The organism is Singulisphaera photorubra (assembly GCF_045290345.1).
Lineage (GTDB): Bacteria > Planctomycetota > Planctomycetia > Isosphaerales > Isosphaeraceae > Singulisphaera.
Genome location: NZ_CP155447.1, coordinates 7325478 through 7344929, shown reverse-complemented (window position 1 = coordinate 7344929; position 19452 = coordinate 7325478). Strand labels below are relative to the sequence as shown.

Here is a 19452-nt window from a genome sequence, read left to right as displayed (position 1 = left end):
ACTCGGATTGTTCGAGAGGGTGGAGACTCCCCCTTCAAACTCGGTCGCAAATGCCCGATGATCGCCCCATCGCAACGTTGTCGCCACCGTACGACCTCTCGGGGGCTGAGCACTCCAGGCAAATCGGGGAGAGCTGAGCACGATGTTATCACTCCGCAAATTACCCGATGCGGGGAAGTTCATCGTCGGCCGGACGATGCCGATGGCGAATCCCGACTGGAGATGGATGCGGGGGGTCGTCGAAAGGCTCCTCTTGCAAGAGAAGGGCCTCGTCACCCTCGACATGAGGTTCGGACCGGCGGAGAAACATTCATCGCATCCGCCGACGCGGTGGCACGAGAGTCCTCACCAGTTCAACACGGCCGGCTACTGGCTGCTCCCCGCCCCTCCGCCTCCCACCTGCCTGACGCTCGACGACGGCATGCACGGCGGGGCTCGCGGCAAGTTCACGGGTGCCCGGATCGAGGACCCCTGGATCAGTGAAGGACTCGAGATCGTCCGATGGGGTCCGGAACTGAAAACATCGTCGGAGATGGCCGTGTTCGGCCTGGCTCGGAAGGGACAGAGGAAGCTGCCTGACCTGGCCATCGAACTCGATTTCCTCCCGCGTGGCACGGGGGGCGAGTGGGAAATCACGGTCTGGTACGAGAAGGGGCATCCCGAGCTCAAAGCGGGGCGATCGACGGCCGAGGTGACGGCCCGTGTCCGCAATATCCTCGGTCCCGAGGCCCAGCCCGCTGTCGAGCAGAACGCCGGCTTTGTTGAACGAAAAGGGATGAACAGCGCCGACGAAGCATGCCGACTCTTCTGTGAGCTCGTTCGCTCGGAGATCGTGCAACCGCAGAGCTGGACCCTCGAGATCTCCCTGGGGCTTCGCCAATGGCTCGCTCACGCGGAGACCTTGAACGCATTCCACCCCGCCTGGTCGTGGACCCGTGACATTACCTATCCCCACGAATTCAACCTTTACTCACGGCCAAGCTGCTTCGCCCCCGCGGGGATTGTGCGATATCCCATCGCGGCGTGGAATCCAGGCTGGCCGCCCAAGCTTCAGGTCGACATGGTCCACGACACGAAGTCGAGTTGGCTCGAGTTCCAGACGGTCAATGGCCGCGAACAATTGGAGGAGCTCGTCATCGCAACGGGACGTCTCGAATACTGGGAGGGGCCGCCTGAACGGCGATGGAAGGGATGAACGAGCAAATCCCCCAACCAGGAAAAAAAATGGGCAGGAATCGGAAAGCGGTAGCAGAATAACGACCCTTGATGTTCCGTCAGAGTTCGATCAATCCGCCAAGGTTTGGTGTCACTTTATTTGCCGTCGATAACCGCCGCTTAACCGCCTGCCATTCCAGCATGCCCCTCTTCCCTCAGGAGAACGAATGATGCCTGACCTGACGATCAGGACCCGAGTCCTCAAGTGCTGTTTGCTGTGGGCCTGGTCGAGCTTCGCCGGGATGAACGCGGCGGTCGCGGCCGACGCGAATCGTTCGCTCGAATGGCTCAATCCCCCCGCGCTCAAGCCCGGGGACACCATTGCGTTCGCGTCCCCGGCCGGCCCCGCCATCCTGGCACCGTTGCGGGAGTACGCAAGAGCGCTGGAGCAGGCTGGGTACAAGGTGATCATCCCGGAAGGGATCGAGGAGCGGAAGCAAGGGTATCTCGGAGGGACCGACGACCAGCGTGCCGACGAATTGAACGGGTTCATCCGCGACCCCAAGGTTCGGGCGATCTTCCCGGTCCGCGGCGGATATGGCCTGACACGCATCATCGACCGGATCGACTACCCGGCCCTGCGCAAGGATCCGAAGATCATCATCGGGTACTCAGATCTGACCGCCCTGCACCTGGCCGTGGCTCGCGAAGCGAAGGTGATCACTTTCCACTCACCCATGCCGATGGGAGGCCTGGCGCGGGATGAGAAGAAGGAGATCACATTTGCAGGCCGGTCGTTCCAGCGGGTGATCTTCGCCGATCAGTATCAACAAGGGCAAAACGGCTTCGTCGTGGCGGTCCCTGAGGGTCGGAAACCCGAAACACTGGTGGGGGGCAAAGCGAGCGGACGGCTCCTCGGAGGGAATCTGACACTGCTCTGTAGCACCCTGGGCACCCCCTACGCAATCCAACCCAAAGGGGCCATCTTACTCATCGAAGACGTGAACGAGGCTCCCTACCGTGTGGATCGGTCGCTGTCTCAGCTGCGGCTGGCCGGCGTGCTCGACCAGTTGGCAGGAGTTGTGATCGGGTCGTTCACCAGCAAGGAACCGGCGGACCGCAACGAGACGGATCGTGTGCTTCGCGAGTACTTCGCCCAATCGAAGGTGCCGGTGATCCTCAATTTCCCCATCGGCCACACCCCCCACAACGCCACCGTGCCGCATGGCGGGCTGGTCGAGCTGAACGCCGACGAGGCTGAATTGAAGGTCCTGGAGAACCCGGTTCGGCTCGATTAGGCTCGGCTTGAGCAATCAAAAACGGGGCTTTCTGCATCATTCGGCTGAAAGGCGCTCAGGGCCCATCCGACCGAGGAATTGCGACGGTAGATTCACGATTTCAGGATCGTCGCATTCTCCCGGTTCCCGGCGGGCTGGGTCTTGACACCCCGCCACCCCCCTTGCAGGGTCTTGGGAGGAAAATATGTCGGGTCTGACAATCCCAACCGGATTCCGGATTCGGTCTCCGTACCGCATGAGGTTGAAGATCCCACCGAACTCATCACCCAAATCGATTCCTCCGCCGATGCTGGCTCGAGGAACTCAACCTGGAACACTCCAAATGCACATTCCCGCCCTCACGCCCCCCCAGGGTTTCGATCGACGCTCATTCTTGAAGATGACCGGAGGCCTGGCCGCCGCCTTCGCGGCGGGAGGCACCAGCTTCGGCAAACCGAGCGAACGGAACCGCGTCCTGCGGGTTGCGCACATCACTGATATCCACGTGCAGCCCGAACGCCGGGCCCCCGAAGGACTGGCCTCCTGCCTGAAACACATCCAATCGCTGCAAGATAAGCCCGATCTCATCCTCTCGGGCGGCGATCATGTGATGGACTCGGTCAGACAGACTCGGGATCGGACCAAAACGCAGTGGGACATCTGGACGAACGTCCTCAAGGCCGAGAACTCCATCCCCGTCAAATCGTGCATCGGCAATCACGACATCTGGGGATGGGAAAAAGACAAGAGTGGCGCGACTGGAAACGAGCCGGACTTCGGCAAGAAGTGGGCCATCGACGCCCTTGGCCTGCCCAACCGCTACTACAGCTTCACCCAGGCAGGCTGGCATTTCATCACCCTCGACGGCGTTCAGCCCGCCGGACCGGTCGGCGATGGGTCACACTCGGCCTATCTCGATGAAGAGCAGCTCGACTGGTTCAAGCGTGATCTCGCTTCGGTCCCCAAGACCACCCCGATCCTGATCTGGTCGCATGTCCCCATCGTCTCGGCGCTCCCGATCACCAACCCTCGCCCGACGCTCACCGGCAACATCTACATCGAAGAGGGCCATGTCCACTCCGATGCCGGTGTGATCGTCAACGAGTTGGCCCAGTACCCGAACGTGAAGGCCTGCCTGAGCGGACACCTGCACCAGGTGGAACAGATCGAGATCAAAGGAATCAATTTCCACTGCAACGGCGCGGTTTGCGGCGGCTGGTGGAAAGGGAAAAATCGCGGGTTCGACGAAGGCTTTGCCCTGGTCGACCTGTACGACGACGGCTCCTATGAGTGCCGGTACGAGACATACGGCTGGGTCGCCGAGCCCCCCAAATAACTCTTGGCCCCTATCCTCAACAGTCCTGCTGGAGCCGTTGTCCCCATGAAACCCAAGTGGATCCTCGCGCTCGCCCTGCTCCTGACCACCACCACGCAGGGACGTTCCGCCGAGCTGAGGGTCGGGAGAGCCGCTGTCGACATCACGCCGGCAGCGGGCATTCCGATGAACGGCCCAGTTCGCCCCAATGTCCCGCTGACCACGGCTGGGCCACCCCACGACCCGATCCATGTGAAAGCCGTGGTCCTGGAAGAGGGGGGGCAGCGCGTTGCGCTCGTCGTTTGTGACCTCACCAGTATCCCCCTCGCGATGATCGAGGAGGCACGCCGATTGGTGGGCGAGACCACCAAAATCGCCCCCGAAGCCGTGATGATCAGCGCCACCCACTGCCACACCGTCCCGCAGATCCGCCAGCGGTTCCTTGTGAAGGCCGGCGAGGAGGTGCGCCGGAAGGCCACCGCCTATATCGATGCACTCCCGGGCAAAATGGCCGAGGCCGTGCGCATGGCCGAAGCGGACCTCAAGCCAGCGCGAGCCTCAGCGGCCCTGGGACGGGAAGATTCAATCAGCTTCAACCGACGTTTTTACCTCAAAGATGGAAGCGTCAAAACGAACCCGTTCAAAGGGGACGACGCGAAGCTCGACCAGGTCCTCAGGCCGACGGGGCCAATCGACCCGGGCGTGGGCGTCGTCTCGTTTGTGACGGAAGCAGGTAAGCCGCTGGCCACCATGGTCAACTTCGCGATTCACCTCGATACGATCGGCGGCGAGCAGCCGTCGGCCGACCTCCCGTTTGTGCTGGGTCAGCGGCTGGCGGAAGTGCAAGGTCCCGAATTACTGACCGTCTTCGTCCCGGGCGCGGCGGGCAATATCAACCATTACGACCTGCTGAACCCGGCCGGGGCTCGCAGAATCAAGGGCCCGACCGAGACGTCACGGATCGGAACCATCCTCGCGGCAGAAGTGCTTCGAACCCAGAATCAGCTCGTCCCGATGCGTTCCACCCCATTGCGAATGGCCCGTGAGATCGTCCGGCTCGACTACCACCCGGAGAAAGCCAAACGACTTCGCGAGCAGATCAAGGAGACCCCCCGACACTTCGACGGCGAGGTGGAGGTCACCAACGAAGGGGGCAAGGTCACGTTCGACGCCGAAGTCCTGGCGATCGCGTTGGGAGATGAACTCGCTTGGGTTGGATTCCCCGGCGAGATGTTCACCGAGTTCGGCCTGACCCTCAAAAATGCCTCTCCGTTCCGCTACACCATGATCCACACCCTGGCCAATGGAGCGATTGGCTACGTGCCAAACCGGCGGGCCTACCCCGAAGGGTCTTATGAAGCCGACGCCACTCGCTGCGCTCCGGGTTCGGGCGAACGGCTCGTCGAGGCGGCGACCCGCCTGTTGATCCAGTTGAAGGGGGACAGCCAGGCCAAGCCGAACTGATACGCTTCAAACAATAAGCACGCTTCTCAATCACAACCTCTTGTGAGCATTCATCCTCTTTCTGAATCCACAGGGTCCGTGGTTCAGACGGCAAGTCATCAAGGATCTTGGCCGAGCCAGACCAAGGGTCACGAAGAGAGGATGGATCATTTGCGAACTGGCGCTGGTTTCGCGGTCGTCTCCTCGATCGCGAGGCCCTCTGCCAATCCCGCTAACGCCCAGGATCTGTCCGCGGGGAGGTCAAGCTTCAACGCCCAGGCCCACACCTCCTCAACCTTTCCGGCTCGCGTCTGCTCCAGGGCGAGTTCCCTCAAGGCCGGGGCTCTTCGGTTTGCGGCAACCTCCCGCGCGGCAATCAGAGCCGCGTCAAAGTCGCCCAGCCTGGCCTGGATCCTCGTGATCTCCAGCAGGGCACTCGACTTCCAAAACTCAGGGTTCGCCCCGAGGCTCCCTGGCTTACCCTGCGGCGGATGAGCGAGGCAGAACCTCGCATCCTCAAGAGCGCGACGGAGTGTCTCCTTCGAGGGCGACTGGGCCCCCGCACTCGCCTGTAACTCGGAAATGCTGATGAGCTCTCTGGTCCTTTGTCCCGGCTCGATAGTCATCGCGGTCTGCAACGCGCCTTCGAAATCGCCCGAGGTTGCTTGAGCTGATGCGACCTGCCCAAGCCGTGATTTCAGTTCAGACCGGCCTTGGATGAGATCAAAAGCTTTTTGGAAAGTCTTCTTCGCGGCGTCCATGTGCCCCGTCTTTGCCTGCGCCGACCCGATCCGAGTCAGAATCCAGGGCATCGCGGTGGGATCGCCTCGTCGCTTGCGGATCTCCTCGTCGTGCAATCCTTGGACGATTCGCAACGCCTCGTCAGGCTCGCCCAGGTCCGCGAGAGCGATCGCAACATAGATCGACGGCTTCGGATAAGCATTGAGGATTCGACGAATCACCTGGAGACGCGTTTCTTTCTCAGTGGGAGTCAATTCTCGGGGAGGTTGCAAGAAATAGTGATTTGCCGATCCAACCACATCCGCGATCCGTCCCAGCAATTCACTTTTCTCAGCGTCGCTCACTGAATCGACAACCCTCAGGGCATCGTCGTAGTCCCCCACCATCGCCTGCAATTCGACAACCTGCAGTCGGTTGAAAAACTGACTTGGCTCCATCGAATGGTCGACGATCTCTCGCATTCTTCGAACCAGACCCCGCGCGGCGCCGGTATCGCCGGTCCAGGATTGTGCAGTGCCCACGCTGAGCAGAATCCCAAGCTTTTCATGCTCGTTCTCGACGCGATTGGCACTATCGCCGGCGCGTTGGAGGATCAATGGGATCGCTTTCCGATTTCCCGACTCCCAATGGGCATAGGCGATGGCGCCGAGAGCAATGGCACGATCTCTGGGCTTGAGTTTATCACCGACCTCAGTGGCATAATCCAACGTCGCGACGGCCGCCGCACGTTCCCCAACTCTCGCCTGCGCTTTGGCAATCGCGATTAACGCAAATATATTGGGGGCGTCGACGTTCTCGGTGACAATCCTGAAGGCTTCACGAAGAAGCTCGCGGGGCGGCCGGACGATCGCTTCGGCCTTCGGCATGTCGGCCGGCTTCGTCGCCTCGGGTTCTGGAGGGGTCTTCGATTCCTTGCCCTCCTGCTGGGCGATGACTCCGATTCCGAGGGTTGATATCCCCAGAACCAGTAAGGTCGTCCCGGTCAGCTTGATCTTCGTCATGAGCATACTCCTGATTGCACCGTTGGCGAGACGGACGATCGACAACGAGATCGCCCCGGTCGTTCGCCAATTCCTCGCCACCTCAACCGTCGCCACCATGAGCGCGTGCGGCACGGCGGAATACGCGAGCTTCGGCGCCAGCCCCGCGACGAGCAGCGAAGCGGGAATCGTGACTCCACGACGGGTCAGCCGGGCCCGGAGGAGTTCTCGCGCCCGAAAGAGTCGACCGCTGACCGTGCCGATCGGACAGCCGAGGTGCAGCGCCGCCGCTTCGTGCGTCATGCCCTCAACGCCGCAAAGAACGATGGGGACACGATACCGCTCCGGCAGACGATCGACCTCCTCAATGATCAACGCACAATGATTTGATTCCGTCTGTTCTACGACCTGGTTGACCCTGATCTCTGCGCCCTGCCTCTCCCGCGCTTCTCGCCTTCGGGCAGCAAGTCTCGTCTGAACCGCGATGCGGAACGACACGCGATAGAGCCAACTGGAGAGAGATCGCTCCACGCGGAGAGAGTGCGCCTTGCGAATCAGGACCAGGAACGTGGCCTGGAAAACGTCTTCGGCGTCGTGCTGGTCCTTGAGGACACCACGGCAAACTCCCAGGACCATCGGGCCATGCCTGGTGATCAGAGCCGAGATGGCAACCTCATCGCGGCGGTCGACGAATTGCCCCAGCAGTTCGGCGTCCGTCATTCCGGCGACGGTCCCCTCGCCGAACAGGCGGTCCAATCCACGAAACGCGGTCTCGAAATGCCCGTCCGTCATCCGTTCGATTCCCCTTGGGATCGTCACCCATACTTACAAGAAGGGGCCAACCGGTCGGCTTCATACGACTTTCTGGAAAAAAAGTCACGGTTCACGACTGCGCGGAGGCGAGCGTAGGGGATCGAAGCGGTGAAGACGCTCAATTCGGCCACTGACCGCCCCGGTCAGGTCGCCCACGCCCCGTGCGCCGAGGGATGGACCTCGGGCACGTAACCCGCCCGGATCGCCCCCATCGTCGATCTTGGGGTGAGCACCGTGACCTCCTCGCCATCCCGCCGCGCCAGACGTCCCGTGTAACCACCGGGTGACCAGGCGAGGAGTTGCCCGGCCCAGAGCAGGTAAGCGACCTCGCGGTCCTCGTCTCTGGTCACCAAGACGCCGTCCGGCAGGTCGTGGAGGGCCGCCCGGAAGGTTTGCTTGGAACGGCCGGGACCGACCCTCTCGGCATGGAGCCGCTCGTCAATCGAGGCGGCCGTGGGCGGTCCTGCGCCGGGGTCCCTGGGGTTCCCGGCGGCCCAGGCTTTGCAAAAGGCGGCGAACCCACTCCGCCGACACTCAAAGCAAGGGCGATGACCGGCCGCCAGCCCGGTCGCCTCGTCGAGGAAGAAGAGCTCGGTGTAGCGACCTGGGGCCATGATGACCCGTTGCCGGCCACGGAACTCCAGCCGGCAAAGGATCCAGCGCTTCACCTGCCAAGGCCGGCGGACGCGCATCGCCTCGTCGTGGAGGAGCCCTCGGTTGCCCAGGCACGTCCCCCGCTCCGGGACGGCGACGATCTCGCCGAACGGCGTCACCCGGTTCTGTCTCGGCATCAAGCCGTCTCCCCACCCTGGAAACGGGCAGTGTGGCACCTCGACGAGACTGCCGTCCCCTCGCCTCGCACTTACTCGCTCACCAGACGTTCTCAGCATACCGGTCGCTGCGAGCCGTCCGGGCACGGTTTCCCACCTCTTCTACAGGCAGGACAGAAGCCGGCCAACCAATTCAAACCACCAATACATATCAAATCCCAATAACCACTTAATGCCATAATTTCAGGGCAGGGGCAGGTCGGTAAATTCAAAGGCGACCTCCGTCGCGGCCCCGACGACGTCGTGGTAGAGAACCTGCGTCGGGGTTCTCTCTTCTCGTTGGTAGGCCGTAAACTGACGAACATATTCTAGGTTCTGTGGCTTCCGGATGAGCTCACGCGCGTTCCACCAGATTGGCCGCCCTTGGGCGTCCTGAACCTGGATGTGGTTTTCGAGCCGGTAAAACGGCTGAAAATCGCCCAGGGAATCTCTTGTTGCGGCGTGCGGCGTTGTCGGACCGGCTCGCCGCGGGTCAGCAAGGTGAAGGTGGTGTCCTTGCCGGCGCGACCGATGTCCGTCACTTTCAGCGAGATTCCCGCTTTGGTGTAGGTTTTCCCCTCTTCGCCGGCCAATGGGACGACGATCGGATCGCCGGCGCGGGCGATCACCGAAATCGGCACGTGCCCTTTGATCCGGCGGAGTCGCCCGCCGGGTCCGTCCAAGGTCTTGAGGGGCATCTTCAACGAGATCAAGGACGCGTGTCCTTCCCCGAACTTGGGGGCCTCGACGCGGGTCGGATGAGGTCCGACGGGAGGGTCGAGGCGAAGGTCGCGACCACGGTCGTCGACGGCCTCGTCCAGGACGACCGGCCCGATCTGATTCACGGCAAGACCGGGCTCGGCGATCAATTGAAAATCAACCGTGAGGGATTCGTGGGATTTGACCTTGGCCGGCGGTTTGGCCGGCGTGACCTCGCGGTGGCGGCCCAGCCGAACAAGGTAAACCCGGAACGGGCCGGCGTCGCTGGCCGGCACGGGGGGGCCTTCGGCGAGTCCCAGGAGAATGGTCGGCTCACGGGGCGAGATGGAAAAAGGGAGGCCAGGATTGTGGCGAACCCCGCACGTCGCCCCCACGCGGTCGAGCGCGTTCCAGAACGGGACCGACTCCTTCGCATGCAAGGTGACCCGCCGCGTGCGTAGCGCCTCGTCCGGTCCGAGAACGACCGAAACGCCCGTCTGCGCCTTGAGAGCCTCGGCGACCTCGGCGAGTGTCTTGTCCTCAAAGTCGAGCCGAACCTTGGTCGCCTGGAGGAGCCGCTGGCGTTCGATCAGATCAATCAGCTTGGCGACCTGACGACGGAGCTCAGGATCGTCGGAATCGCGAACCCGGTAGAGCGAGGGCAGAGCAGGGCGGCCGAGTTGCTCAAGCGCTCCGGCGGCTTCCAGGCGAACCGCCTCCTTGGGCGAGGAGAGGTCGCCGACGAGCGCAGCGGGATCGGCAGCCAGGCCGAGGAGGGCGAGCAGAGTCAGTTGTACCAGGCTCATAATGGCAGCGCCTCCCGGCGAATCACGGTAGGGGGATATCGTGGAACTCGAACGGGATCTGGAACGCGGCGCGATCAAGGTCGTAATAGCGGATCGCGGCCGCTGGAAGTTGGGGCCGCATTCCTGGCTGGGGAGCCTGGGAGCTCGGGATGTACTCTGAGGAATAGTTCATCTTGCCGAGTCCATCGCCTCCACTGGAGCTGGATTGATGGCTGGCGGGATTGCCTTGGGCGTCGACAATCTGGAGTTGGTAAGTCCTCAGCGCCGCCAGCCGGGATTCACGCACGGCCGCCTCGTACTCGGTCGAAAGCCGGTACGAGAAGGCGAGGTTCATCCGGCCATTCGGGTCGGTTCGATCGGTCTCCACCGTGAACTCGGCCCCACCACCGCGAAAAGTCTTCCCCTCGGCGGCCCCCAACGGGATGACCAGGGCCGGCTTGGGCTGGAGCGTGGCGATCTCGACCGGAATCAAGCCGCGAAGCGTCTTGATCAACTTGCTTCTGCCCCCTTCTTCGCGGGGCTTGATCGGGATCCTCAAAACCGGGACGAACCCACCGCCCACGTCCGCAAACGCGAGGAACGGTTGCCTCGCGTCCTCCCTCGAGGGGGCCAGAATCGACCGCCCCGCGTCGTCGACGGCCTCAATGACCTGCAAGAGCCCGTTGCGCCGGCAAATCAGGCCGGGTTCGGGAGCGACGTTGAGTTCGACGTAGCACGGCCCGCCATCCTTTGGTGCCGAGCTCAAATCCGCCGCGGTGGCCTGAGCGACCGTGCTCGCGGGATTGAATCGGACCCACGCCCCTTGGACCAGGATGACCTCTTTATGCTCGTGGACCCCGAGCAGGCCAACCCGGAACGGGCCGGCGTAGCAGGCCGGGCTCGGAGCGGCACCATCCCCCTCGACCGACACACCGGTCGTCGCCGACCCCATCTCGCCGAACTCGGCCAACCTGTAAGCAAGCCGCCCCGCTTCGGCGAGCCGGTCGATCCCTTCCCAAAAAGGGACGGGGGTGGGTGATTCCAACGTCACATCGCGGTCGAGCCAGCTCAGGTCCGGCTGGCCCCCAAGGTGAACGACCCCTGCCACTGTTTTTACCATCGACCGGTTCTCGACGACCCGCTTACCGCTGCGACTCGCGATCGCCTTGATGACTTCAGAGACCTTGCGGTCGCGGAAGTCGAGCTTGATCTTCGTCGGACTGGTGAGTCGTGCGGCCACGTCCTGTTCGGGCTCGGATAGACCAAGCCCCAGCAGTCCCGCCGCCGCGATGGCAGCGAGTGGCCATTTTCCGATCGTCATCACCGGGCCTCCGCGGGGTGAAACTCTGCCGGTTCGATCATAAGCTTGATCAGGACTCTAACAGATCGGCAACCGGCGAGCGACACCTCAGCGAGTGGCACTAGGAGGATGCACCTCGGACGGCAAACCGCAGCTTCGCCGAGGAAGAACGCGGGTTCGCGTACCGTTCCTCGGCCGAGGCGCGGATGACTTCGGGCGAGATCGACACATAGGTCCCATCGTGAAGCCCGTTTTTGAAGGCCGTTTTTACACGGCGATCTTCGCCGGAGTGGAACGTCAAAAAGGCGATGCGCCCTCCTGGTTTCAGGCAAAATGGAGCCATGCGGAGGAGTGCGTCCAAGGCGCCGAATTCATCGTTGACGGCGATCCGGATCGCTTGAAAAACGCGGCGAACCGCATCATCGGCGGTCCCTAGACAACGGCCGGAACAGCGATCGAAGACGGTCTGCACGATCGTGGCCAGGGCTCGCGTCGTAGCCAGCGGAGATCGTGCGTGGGCGCGGACGATTGCGGCGGACATCTCGGCGGCGAGGGGTTCGTCGGCATTGTCGACGAGGAGCCGGGCCAGCTCGTGCTCGGCCAGTGTCGAAAGCAAGGCCGAGGCGGACAAGCCCTTGGCCGGGTTCATCCGCATGTCGAGCGGGCCGTTCTCCTTGAAGGTGAAACCACGGGCGGGGTCGTCGATCTGCATCGAGGAGAGGCCGAGATCCGCGAGCACCACATCCGCGCCTTCGGGAGCCTCCGTGGCCACGAACTTCGCCAAGCCCGCGAAACTCATCCGCCGGACAACAACCGCTTCCGCGGAGTAGCCGAGAGCGCGAAGCCGAGCCTCGGTCTTGGGCAGCTCGATCGGATCCGCATCGATCCCGAGCAGCCGGCCGCCCGGTTGCACGGCCGCGAGTAATTCGCGCGCGTGGCCGCCGTACCCCAAGGTGCAATCCACCGCCACGTCCCCAGGCCGAGGCGCGAGGACCTCGAGGATTTCGGACACCATGATCGGCCGGTGCGAACCGGCCGGAGTCTTGCCGCCGGCGAGCACCTTCGCCACATCATCGGCGTACTGCTCGGGCCGGTGCTCTTTGTACTTTTCCGAAAACGTTCGCGGGTTCTTGCCGCGATAACGTGGGCGGCGCCCGGGCTTCTCTGGAGTGGGGTCGGTCATGGCCGGATTCGCGTTGCGTGATTTGTCTTCGGGAAACGTTTCACGATTTTATCATCATTCCGGGCGACCCGCCCGGTTGGATTCAGGTCGCTCCTCGAGACGAGGCAAACCCTGGCGCAAGTGGCGGTCGCACTCGAGAACGACGTGGGCTTTAACGGAAGCGAGTGGCCCCTAGCGACGACCTTCCGGCACGGTTAGCCTGTGGCGAAACGTGGATTCACCGTTTTCACCGCAAAGTGCTGCCGGAATCACCATGCCCACCGTTTTGATCACTCCCGCGCCACTCCGCGATCGACCTGGTTCGTACCGCGAGATTTTCGAAGCCGCCGGATTCCAATGCGTGGATTTTCGCGGCGAGCAGGTTCCCACAGAAGCTTCGCTCAAGGCAATTCTGCCCGAGTTCGACGCGATGGTGGCAGGCAGCGAGCAGATCACGGCCGCGGTGCTCGACGTCGCCCCCAGGCTTCGCGTGATCGCGCGGACCGGGGTCGGGTACGATGCCGTGGATGTGGTCGCGGCGACCGCCCGCAAAGTGGCGGTCGTGATCACCCCCGGGACAAACCAGGAGAGTGTGGCCGAGCAGGCGTTCGCTCTCCTTCTGGCCCTGACCCGGAGCATCGTCAAGAACGACCAGAGTATCCACCAAGGGGGGTGGGATCGGACCTTGGTCCAGCCCTTGCGAGGCAAGACGCTCGGCCTGGTTGGCCTGGGCCGGATCGGTCGCGCGATGGCGACGCGTGCTCTCGCCTTCGGAATGCGTGTGCTCGCCTACGACCCGGTCCCCGACCTGGATTTCGACACCCGGCACGGCATCGTCCGCGGCCCGTTCGAGGACCTGCTCGCCGCGTCCGACGTCGTCAGCCTGCACATGCCGCTGACCCCGGAGACTCAGGGCCTGATCAACGCCCAGGCCCTGGCGCGAATGCGGCCGGGGTCGTACCTGATCAACACCTCGCGCGGAGGCTTGGTCGTCGAGGCCGACCTGGCCGCGAGCCTGGCATCGGGCCACCTCGCCGGCGCAGGCCTCGACGTCTTGAACGCGGAACCGCCCGAGCCGGGCAACCCCTTGCTGAGTGCCCCCAACGTCGTGATCAGCCCGCACATGGGGGGGATCGACGTCAAGAGCATGGCGGATATGGCCGAGCTGGCCGCCAAGTGCGTCGTGTCGCTCCATCAAGGCGTCTGGCCGGCCGACTGCGTCGTCAACCGCGAACTGGCCAAAGACTGGCGCTGGTGATGGGATCGGAGGCCGAGGAACGAAGGCCACAGCCCCTCGCTCCTCGGCCCGCCAAACTCAAGCGGATCAATCGACCTCGCCGACCTGGACCCCGAGCTCTTCCACGGCCTCCAGCAGACAAGGGCCGTCCACGGCCAGACCCGGAACGCCAAGGCGCATGCAGGAGGGATGGCTCGAGCGCATCCGCATCCGATCCATCCCGAGGACCCCGAGCTTGCGGTTCCCCTGGCTCTCGAACTCCTCGGTGAAATACGTCAAGTTGTCGCACGAGGTGTGATCGATGATCGAGACCCCGCCTTCGATGTGAAGATAGACGTTTTCCGCTTCCGTGGGGATGTTCTCCAACTCCTTGCTCATTTGCAGGGTATTGAAACAGACGAGCGGTCGCCCCAGATAGAGGTGGTAGGTCCCGTCGATCAACTCGCGATCCACGACCGGGTTGCGGAACAGGTCGGCAATCCCCCCCAGCGTACCGGCGGCCAGCCCAAGCGGCGTGGCGGCCCGGATCGGCAATCCTCCGGCCCGTAACTCGAACGCGATGGTCATCAGCATCTTGGCACTCGTGCCGATGATGATCCCCCAGAGTAGGTCGGTCGCCAGAGTGGCGATCACCGTGGTGCCGAAGATCAGCAACTGCTCACTGCCAATCGCGGCGGTATGCCGCCAGACACTGGGCCGGCAGAGCTTGTACCCGGTGAAGATCAGGATGGCGGCCAGCGCACTGAACGGGATCAGGTTGATCAAGCCCCGGCCCGCGAACAGGAAGATCAGCAGGAAGCAGGCGTTGTAGAAGTTGGCCCACTGGGTGCGGCCTCCCCCTTGGATGCACGCGGTACTCTTGACACCGCCGGGAATGATCGTCAGGCCGCCGGCCATGCTCGAGCAGATGTTGCTCACCCCCATCGCAAACAAGGTCCGGTCAGGGTCGGACTTGCGACGAAACGGGTCGATTCGGTCGATCGCGGCGATGGTGGCCAGCGATTCCACCCCGTCGATCAGCGTCAAGGTGATCACGGTCGTCACGACGGACAGCCAGAGCGTCCGATCGGCGATCAGTCCCTGAAAGTTGGGCAGCACGATGCCGTGCTTGAAGGGCTCGTCGGGGATGTGAATCAAGTAGCGGCTGTCGAGGTGGAGCAGCCGTGCCAGGATGATGCCGATCCCGACGACGAGTACCTGCGGCGGGACGACCTTCAGCCAGCGAGCCTTGAGCGACCCGAGCGAGAAGACCAGAACCAGGCACACCATCCCCAGAAGCAAGACCTTCGGCTCGGTCTGCCGCAACTGGGACGGCGTCTCGGCGAGCATGCCGAAGAATTCATGAAACTTGAACTCGTGGCCGATGAGGTGCGGCAACTGCTTGGCGATGATCATCAGGCCGATCGAGGCAAGCATGCCTTCAACCACCACGGACGGGAAGAACGTGCAGAAGCGTGCCGCCTTCATCTTGCTGAGGATGATTTGAACGGCTCCGGTCAGGCAAATGACGCCCAACAGAAGCGGGTAACCGATCTCCAGGTTCCCCCGCCCGAGCACCGTCATCGCAACCAGCAAGGCGGGAGCCAGGCCGGCGGCCGGTCCACTCACAGTCACATAAGATCCCCCCAGAAAGGGGAGAATCAGGCCGGCAATGATCGCCGACAAGAGCCCGGCAATCGGCGGAGCCCCGGATGCCACCGCGATGCCCAGGGAAAATGGCAACGAGATCAACGAAACCAGGAGCCCGGCAAAGAGGTCATAGCGCCAGTGCTTGAGCCCGGCCAGGCCATTGCGTGGCTTCTCCGACACGCCATGTAATTCGGTTTTCATAGGCCAATTCTCTCCCAAATCCCACGAGGGATCGTGCCGCGAATCGGGGGGCGTGGAGCCAGAATGAAAGGGGGGCACGTAAAGGACGCCTCTCGCGATCCGGGACCGAGGACCCAGCTCCCGACCATGGGGAGGATGAGCCTTACGGCGAACTGATCGGGGACGATGTCCGTTCCCGGTTGGATCCGAGCGGCGCCATCGGACGGCGTGGGGGGGAGGGAACGTAGCCGATGGAAAGGATGACAAAGGAGAGGGGGGAAGAAAAAGAAGAGCCGGCGGAGGGGGAGAGTGGGGGGCCGGCTCTTATGAGAAACAAGGGGGGGCGCGGAGCGATCGGGATCCTCCGCGGGTGTGCTGAGATTCTGGGGAATGCTGGGAAAGCGACGGGTGGCCGGAAACGCCGATCGGGATCGGAGCGAAGGAGGAGGATGCCAAAGCCTCCTTCTCGCCTCCCTCTTCTTCTCCCTCGCCATCCTCCAACACCGCTTCCTGAGTGACGAGAATCCCGTCACCACCCCCAGGCAAAGAGGACCCCACAATCAACAGGAGATCCGGCGGACGCAGATCCGCGGGACCTTCGTCGAAGGTCGCTCGTCCCAAGGTGAGCAAGCTGAGTAAAAGTAACGAGGGTGTTACCACGAGTCGTTTCACGCCTTTACAGAAGTCCAGGCCGAAAAATGACCGGTGCGTCCGATCGACTCACCGCCCAAAACGAGGCCTTGCCGTCACGGCTAAGCAAGGTCTGCGCCGAGACTGAGCTTATTCTCACGATTTTTCCGCAACCCCAACCTCATTCAGAAGATAAATCGCCAACTCCAGCCTTCATCAAGGCCAGGGCTCAGACCCGCCGCAGAGTGAGGCCCGGCAACATTTTGCAGGGGCGGCCGGTTCTTGCCGGTTCGAGCCGGTTCTTGCCGGTGCCGCCCCGCGGAGTGGCGATGTGGGGGAGTGAATTCCCTTGTTATGATGGATAACCCGTTGGGATACAGGCTTGACGGTGACCTGATTTGCCCTCGCCATTGCCCAAGGGCGCCCCTCTCCTCCGGCCCGACCTCCCCCCCGGGGACGGCTTACGAGGAAAAGCAGGGGCTCGGCAGCGAACCCATCGTTCCGAAATGCAGGCAACCTGAGGGGGGGACGATTTCATGGGCAGAGGAGGGGGGGAGGGCCTTGCGATGCTCCGCATCAAGGCCTCCGAGGCACACACCCGGATCTCATTGACTCCGGCAATCGTCCTGCTCATGCTCGTGGTCGCGCTCGCGTTGAGCATCGCCGCCGTCCACCAGGTCTTCGTCGAATATCGCCTGCTGGGAACCTGGGTCGGCGGGCTCCGTCCGGTCTCGGTGGCCGAGATCGAATCGTTACGGCAGGATATCGGCACCCGGATCATTGTCCGGGCCATCGCGTCGGCCGTGCTCTTGCTCTGCACCCTGACAACGCTCTGGCTGCAGCAACATCAACTCGGCGTCCGTCGCGCGTTGCATCAGGTCAAGCTGCTGGCCCGCGACATCCTGGCCAGCATGGACCAGGGCGTCATCACGATCGATCTCCAGAACAACGTCACGAGCATCAATCCGGCGTCGAGCCGAATTCTCGGGTTGGAGTCCGAGTGTGTCGGCCGTCCCCTGGCGAGTATCACCTCGGGCGGATCTTCCTTGATCGCGCTGGCCGCGCAGGTCGCCGAACGCCACGCGGCGGTCTGGGACCAGGATTTCGACGTGGAACAGGGCGGACGCCTCCGGCGAATTCGGGCCCATGCGCACGTGCTCAAGGACTCCGCGGGCGCGGCACTCGGTTGTGTCATCCTCCTGCGCGACGTGAGCGATCGGATTCTGATGGAGGATCGCGTCCGCCGGATGGAGCGGTTCGTCAACCTGGGGACCCTGGCCTCCGGCCTCCATCACGAGATCAAGAATCCCCTGACGGCCCTGAGCATCCACGTCCAGTTGCTGGAGAAGCGCCTGCGCGATCCAACCCTCAGGAAGCCGGTGGATGAACTGATCGAGGTGCTCAAATCCGAAGTGAACAGGCTCAACGGAGTCCTGGAGAGTTTCCACGACTTCGCCAGTCTCCAGCATCTGGTTGTCCGATCGACCGATGCTCATGAAATCCTCGAGGAAACTCTCCGTCTGATCGGCCCGCAGGCCGCCCAGCAGAATGTCGAGGTGACGTTGCAGCGTCCGCCCGCGAAACTCCCCCGAACCCTGATGGACGCCGACAAGTTCAAGCAGGCGGTCCTCAACCTGGTCATCAACGCCCTGGAGGCGATGCCCGAGGGAGGAAGCCTGAGCCTGCACGCCTCGGCCCCGGATGGCGAGTTACTGATCAAGATCGCCGACACGGGACCAGGGATCCCGTCGGAGATCCAGCAGGATCTATTCAAGCCGTATGTCTCAACCAAGCCTCGAGGAACCGGCATGGGGCTGGCCCTGACCGAAAAAGTGGTCAGCCAGCACGGAGGCCGAATCCTTTTCCGGACGGGTCCTCAAGGAACGACGTTTTGCATCTTCATTCCTCGAGAGCCGATCGCAGGGGCGAACGGGACACCATGAGCGATCGACCCTTTCGCATCCTGGTTGTAGACGACGAACCCAACATCCGCTCGGGACTCGCCCTGGCGCTGGAGGAGGAAGCGTCCTACAACGTCTCGACGGCGGCGGACGCCTCCGAGGCCTGGGCCCTGTTCCAGCGCATGCCCCATCAACTCGTCATCACCGACCTGAAGATGCCGGGGCCGCTCGGCGGCCTGGACCTGGTGCGGCTCATCAAGCACGAGTGGCCCGAGACCCTGATCCTGGTGATCACGGCCCACGGCACCGTCGAGACCGCCGTCGCGGCGATGCGACTGGGAGCGCACGACTACCTCACCAAGCCCGTCGATCTGGAGATTCTGGGGCACCTGGTCCACAACGCCTTCGAGCATCATCGACTGCGGAAGGAGAATCACCTGCTCCGCGAGCGGCTGGCGGCGGCCGGTGAGTTCCCGGAGATGATCGGCCAGAGCGCCGCGATCCACGACGTGTTCGCGTGCATCCGCCAGGTCGCCGATACAGACCTCACCGTGCTGATCCAGGGGGAAAGCGGTACGGGCAAGGAAGTGATTGCGCGGGCGATCCACAACCTGAGCCGGCGCCGTGACGGCCCCTTGATCACGGCCAACGTCGGAGCCCTGCCGGAGACCCTGATCGAAAGCGAGTTGTTCGGCTACGAGAAGGGGGCCTTCAGCGGAGCGATCCGCCAGAAGCCCGGCTGGTTCGAGATGGCGGATCACGGCACCTTGTTCCTAGACGAAGTCGGCGAGATGGCCCCCAAGACGCAGGTCGACCTGCTCCGCGTCCTCGAGCAACAGGAGGTGCGCCGAGTCGGAGGCGAGACGCTGATCCCCCTCGACGTGCGGATGGTGGCCGCCACCCACCGAGATTTCGACGAACTGGTCGCCGAAGGCGCCCTGCGCAAGGACCTCTTCTACCGCCTCAACGTCGTGCCCCTCCGGGTCCCCCCCTTGCGCGAGCGGCGCGACGATATCCCGTTGCTCGTCGAACACTTTCTGCAACGGGCCTGCACCCGGCATCGGCGCGAGCCCAAGCTGGTGGCCGGCGCGGCCATGCGCGTCATGTGCGACGGCTCGTGGCCAGGCAACGTCCGCCAACTCCGCAATTGCATCGAGCGACTTGTCGTGATCGTGGAAGGCCCCGTGATCCATGCCAGCGACCTGCCCAAGGAAATCCAGGCACCACCGCGGCCAGGCACTCTCAACCTCGATGCGGCGGTCCAGGAGACGGAGAAAGAGGTCATCCTCGCGGCCCTCGCTCAATGCAACAACCACCGCGAACGCACGGCCCAGATCCTGGGTATCAGTGTCCGCACCTTGCGCTACAAGATGAATCGCTATTCCCTCCAATAACC

At 63.1% G+C, this 19452-nt stretch carries 13 protein-coding genes; 7 read left to right on the top strand and 6 right to left on the bottom strand.

Annotated elements, in window-relative coordinates:
• The first annotated feature begins 142 nt into the window (after positions 1–142).
• The 4 genes from V5E97_RS27680 to V5E97_RS27665 all read left to right on the top strand — a co-directional run bounded on the left by V5E97_RS27680 (position 143) and on the right by V5E97_RS27665 (position 5211).
• Positions 143–1195: a hypothetical protein gene (locus tag V5E97_RS27680; RefSeq protein ID WP_406694794.1), complete on the top strand. Its 1053-nt coding sequence runs from the start codon at positions 143–145 to the stop codon at positions 1193–1195.
• A gap of 187 nt (positions 1196–1382) precedes the next feature.
• Entirely contained in the window at positions 1383–2453 is a 1071-nt protein-coding gene (locus V5E97_RS27675; RefSeq protein ID WP_406694793.1) for a S66 peptidase family protein, read from the top strand.
• 322 nt (positions 2454–2775) lie between these two features.
• Complete coding sequence (locus tag V5E97_RS27670) at positions 2776–3768, top strand: metallophosphoesterase family protein (RefSeq protein WP_406694792.1); 993 nt, start codon at positions 2776–2778, stop codon at positions 3766–3768.
• Between the two features lie 45 nt (positions 3769–3813).
• Complete coding sequence (locus V5E97_RS27665; RefSeq protein WP_406694791.1) at positions 3814–5211, top strand: hypothetical protein; 1398 nt, start codon at positions 3814–3816, stop codon at positions 5209–5211.
• A gap of 146 nt (positions 5212–5357) precedes the next feature.
• Here the strand turns inward: V5E97_RS27665 and V5E97_RS27660 are convergent, their stop codons facing one another.
• The 5 genes from V5E97_RS27660 to rsmH form a co-directional block, all read right to left on the bottom strand.
• Entirely contained in the window at positions 5358–7703 is a 2346-nt protein-coding gene (locus V5E97_RS27660) for a sigma-70 family RNA polymerase sigma factor (protein ID WP_406694790.1), read from the bottom strand.
• Positions 7704–7867: 164 nt separating this feature from the next.
• Complete coding sequence (locus V5E97_RS27655) at positions 7868–8515, bottom strand: hypothetical protein (protein ID WP_406694789.1); 648 nt, start codon at positions 8513–8515, stop codon at positions 7868–7870.
• Between the two features lie 347 nt (positions 8516–8862).
• The gene (locus V5E97_RS27650) at positions 8863–10038 is read right to left on the bottom strand and encodes a HEAT repeat domain-containing protein (RefSeq protein WP_406694788.1); all 1176 of its coding nucleotides are present in this window, start codon (positions 10036–10038) and stop codon (positions 8863–8865) included.
• Between the two features lie 22 nt (positions 10039–10060).
• A complete protein-coding gene (locus tag V5E97_RS27645) occupies positions 10061–11338 on the bottom strand; it encodes a hypothetical protein (RefSeq protein WP_406694787.1) in 1278 nt (425 codons plus the stop codon).
• A gap of 100 nt (positions 11339–11438) precedes the next feature.
• A complete protein-coding gene (rsmH, locus tag V5E97_RS27640; protein ID WP_406694786.1) occupies positions 11439–12500 on the bottom strand; it encodes a 16S rRNA (cytosine(1402)-N(4))-methyltransferase RsmH in 1062 nt (353 codons plus the stop codon).
• Between the two features lie 253 nt (positions 12501–12753).
• On the opposite strand from rsmH, the gene V5E97_RS27635 reads away from it, so the two are divergent.
• Complete coding sequence (locus V5E97_RS27635) at positions 12754–13737, top strand: phosphoglycerate dehydrogenase (RefSeq protein WP_406694785.1); 984 nt, start codon at positions 12754–12756, stop codon at positions 13735–13737.
• Positions 13738–13803: 66 nt separating this feature from the next.
• Here V5E97_RS27635 and V5E97_RS27630 read toward each other — a convergent pair whose 3' ends face one another.
• Complete coding sequence (locus tag V5E97_RS27630) at positions 13804–15546, bottom strand: SulP family inorganic anion transporter (RefSeq protein ID WP_406694784.1); 1743 nt, start codon at positions 15544–15546, stop codon at positions 13804–13806.
• Between the two features lie 1175 nt (positions 15547–16721).
• On the opposite strand from V5E97_RS27630, the gene V5E97_RS27625 reads away from it, so the two are divergent.
• Positions 16722–18098: a two-component system sensor histidine kinase NtrB gene (locus V5E97_RS27625; RefSeq protein WP_406694783.1), complete on the top strand. Its 1377-nt coding sequence runs from the start codon at positions 16722–16724 to the stop codon at positions 18096–18098.
• Positions 18095–19450 (top strand): sigma-54-dependent transcriptional regulator, encoded by a 1356-nt coding sequence (locus tag V5E97_RS27620; protein WP_406694782.1) that lies wholly within the window; start codon positions 18095–18097, stop codon positions 19448–19450. The genes V5E97_RS27625 and V5E97_RS27620 overlap by 4 nt, the downstream gene beginning before the upstream one ends.
• Positions 19451–19452: the final 2 nt, after the last annotated feature.

Coding starts and splice junctions, on each gene's coding strand:
- V5E97_RS27680 (WP_406694794.1), top strand. CDS start 143: ATGTTATCACTCCGCAAATTACCCGATGCGGGGAAGTTCATCGTCGGC.
- V5E97_RS27675 (WP_406694793.1), top strand. CDS start 1,383: ATGATGCCTGACCTGACGATCAGGACCCGAGTCCTCAAGTGCTGTTTG.
- V5E97_RS27670 (WP_406694792.1), top strand. CDS start 2,776: ATGCACATTCCCGCCCTCACGCCCCCCCAGGGTTTCGATCGACGCTCA.
- V5E97_RS27665 (WP_406694791.1), top strand. CDS start 3,814: ATGAAACCCAAGTGGATCCTCGCGCTCGCCCTGCTCCTGACCACCACC.
- V5E97_RS27660 (WP_406694790.1), bottom strand. CDS start 7,703: ATGACGGACGGGCATTTCGAGACCGCGTTTCGTGGATTGGACCGCCTG.
- V5E97_RS27655 (WP_406694789.1), bottom strand. CDS start 8,515: ATGCCGAGACAGAACCGGGTGACGCCGTTCGGCGAGATCGTCGCCGTC.
- V5E97_RS27650 (WP_406694788.1), bottom strand. CDS start 10,038: ATGAGCCTGGTACAACTGACTCTGCTCGCCCTCCTCGGCCTGGCTGCC.
- V5E97_RS27645 (WP_406694787.1), bottom strand. CDS start 11,338: ATGACGATCGGAAAATGGCCACTCGCTGCCATCGCGGCGGCGGGACTG.
- rsmH (WP_406694786.1), bottom strand. CDS start 12,500: ATGACCGACCCCACTCCAGAGAAGCCCGGGCGCCGCCCACGTTATCGC.
- V5E97_RS27635 (WP_406694785.1), top strand. CDS start 12,754: ATGCCCACCGTTTTGATCACTCCCGCGCCACTCCGCGATCGACCTGGT.
- V5E97_RS27630 (WP_406694784.1), bottom strand. CDS start 15,546: ATGAAAACCGAATTACATGGCGTGTCGGAGAAGCCACGCAATGGCCTG.
- V5E97_RS27625 (WP_406694783.1), top strand. CDS start 16,722: ATGCTCCGCATCAAGGCCTCCGAGGCACACACCCGGATCTCATTGACT.
- V5E97_RS27620 (WP_406694782.1), top strand. CDS start 18,095: ATGAGCGATCGACCCTTTCGCATCCTGGTTGTAGACGACGAACCCAAC.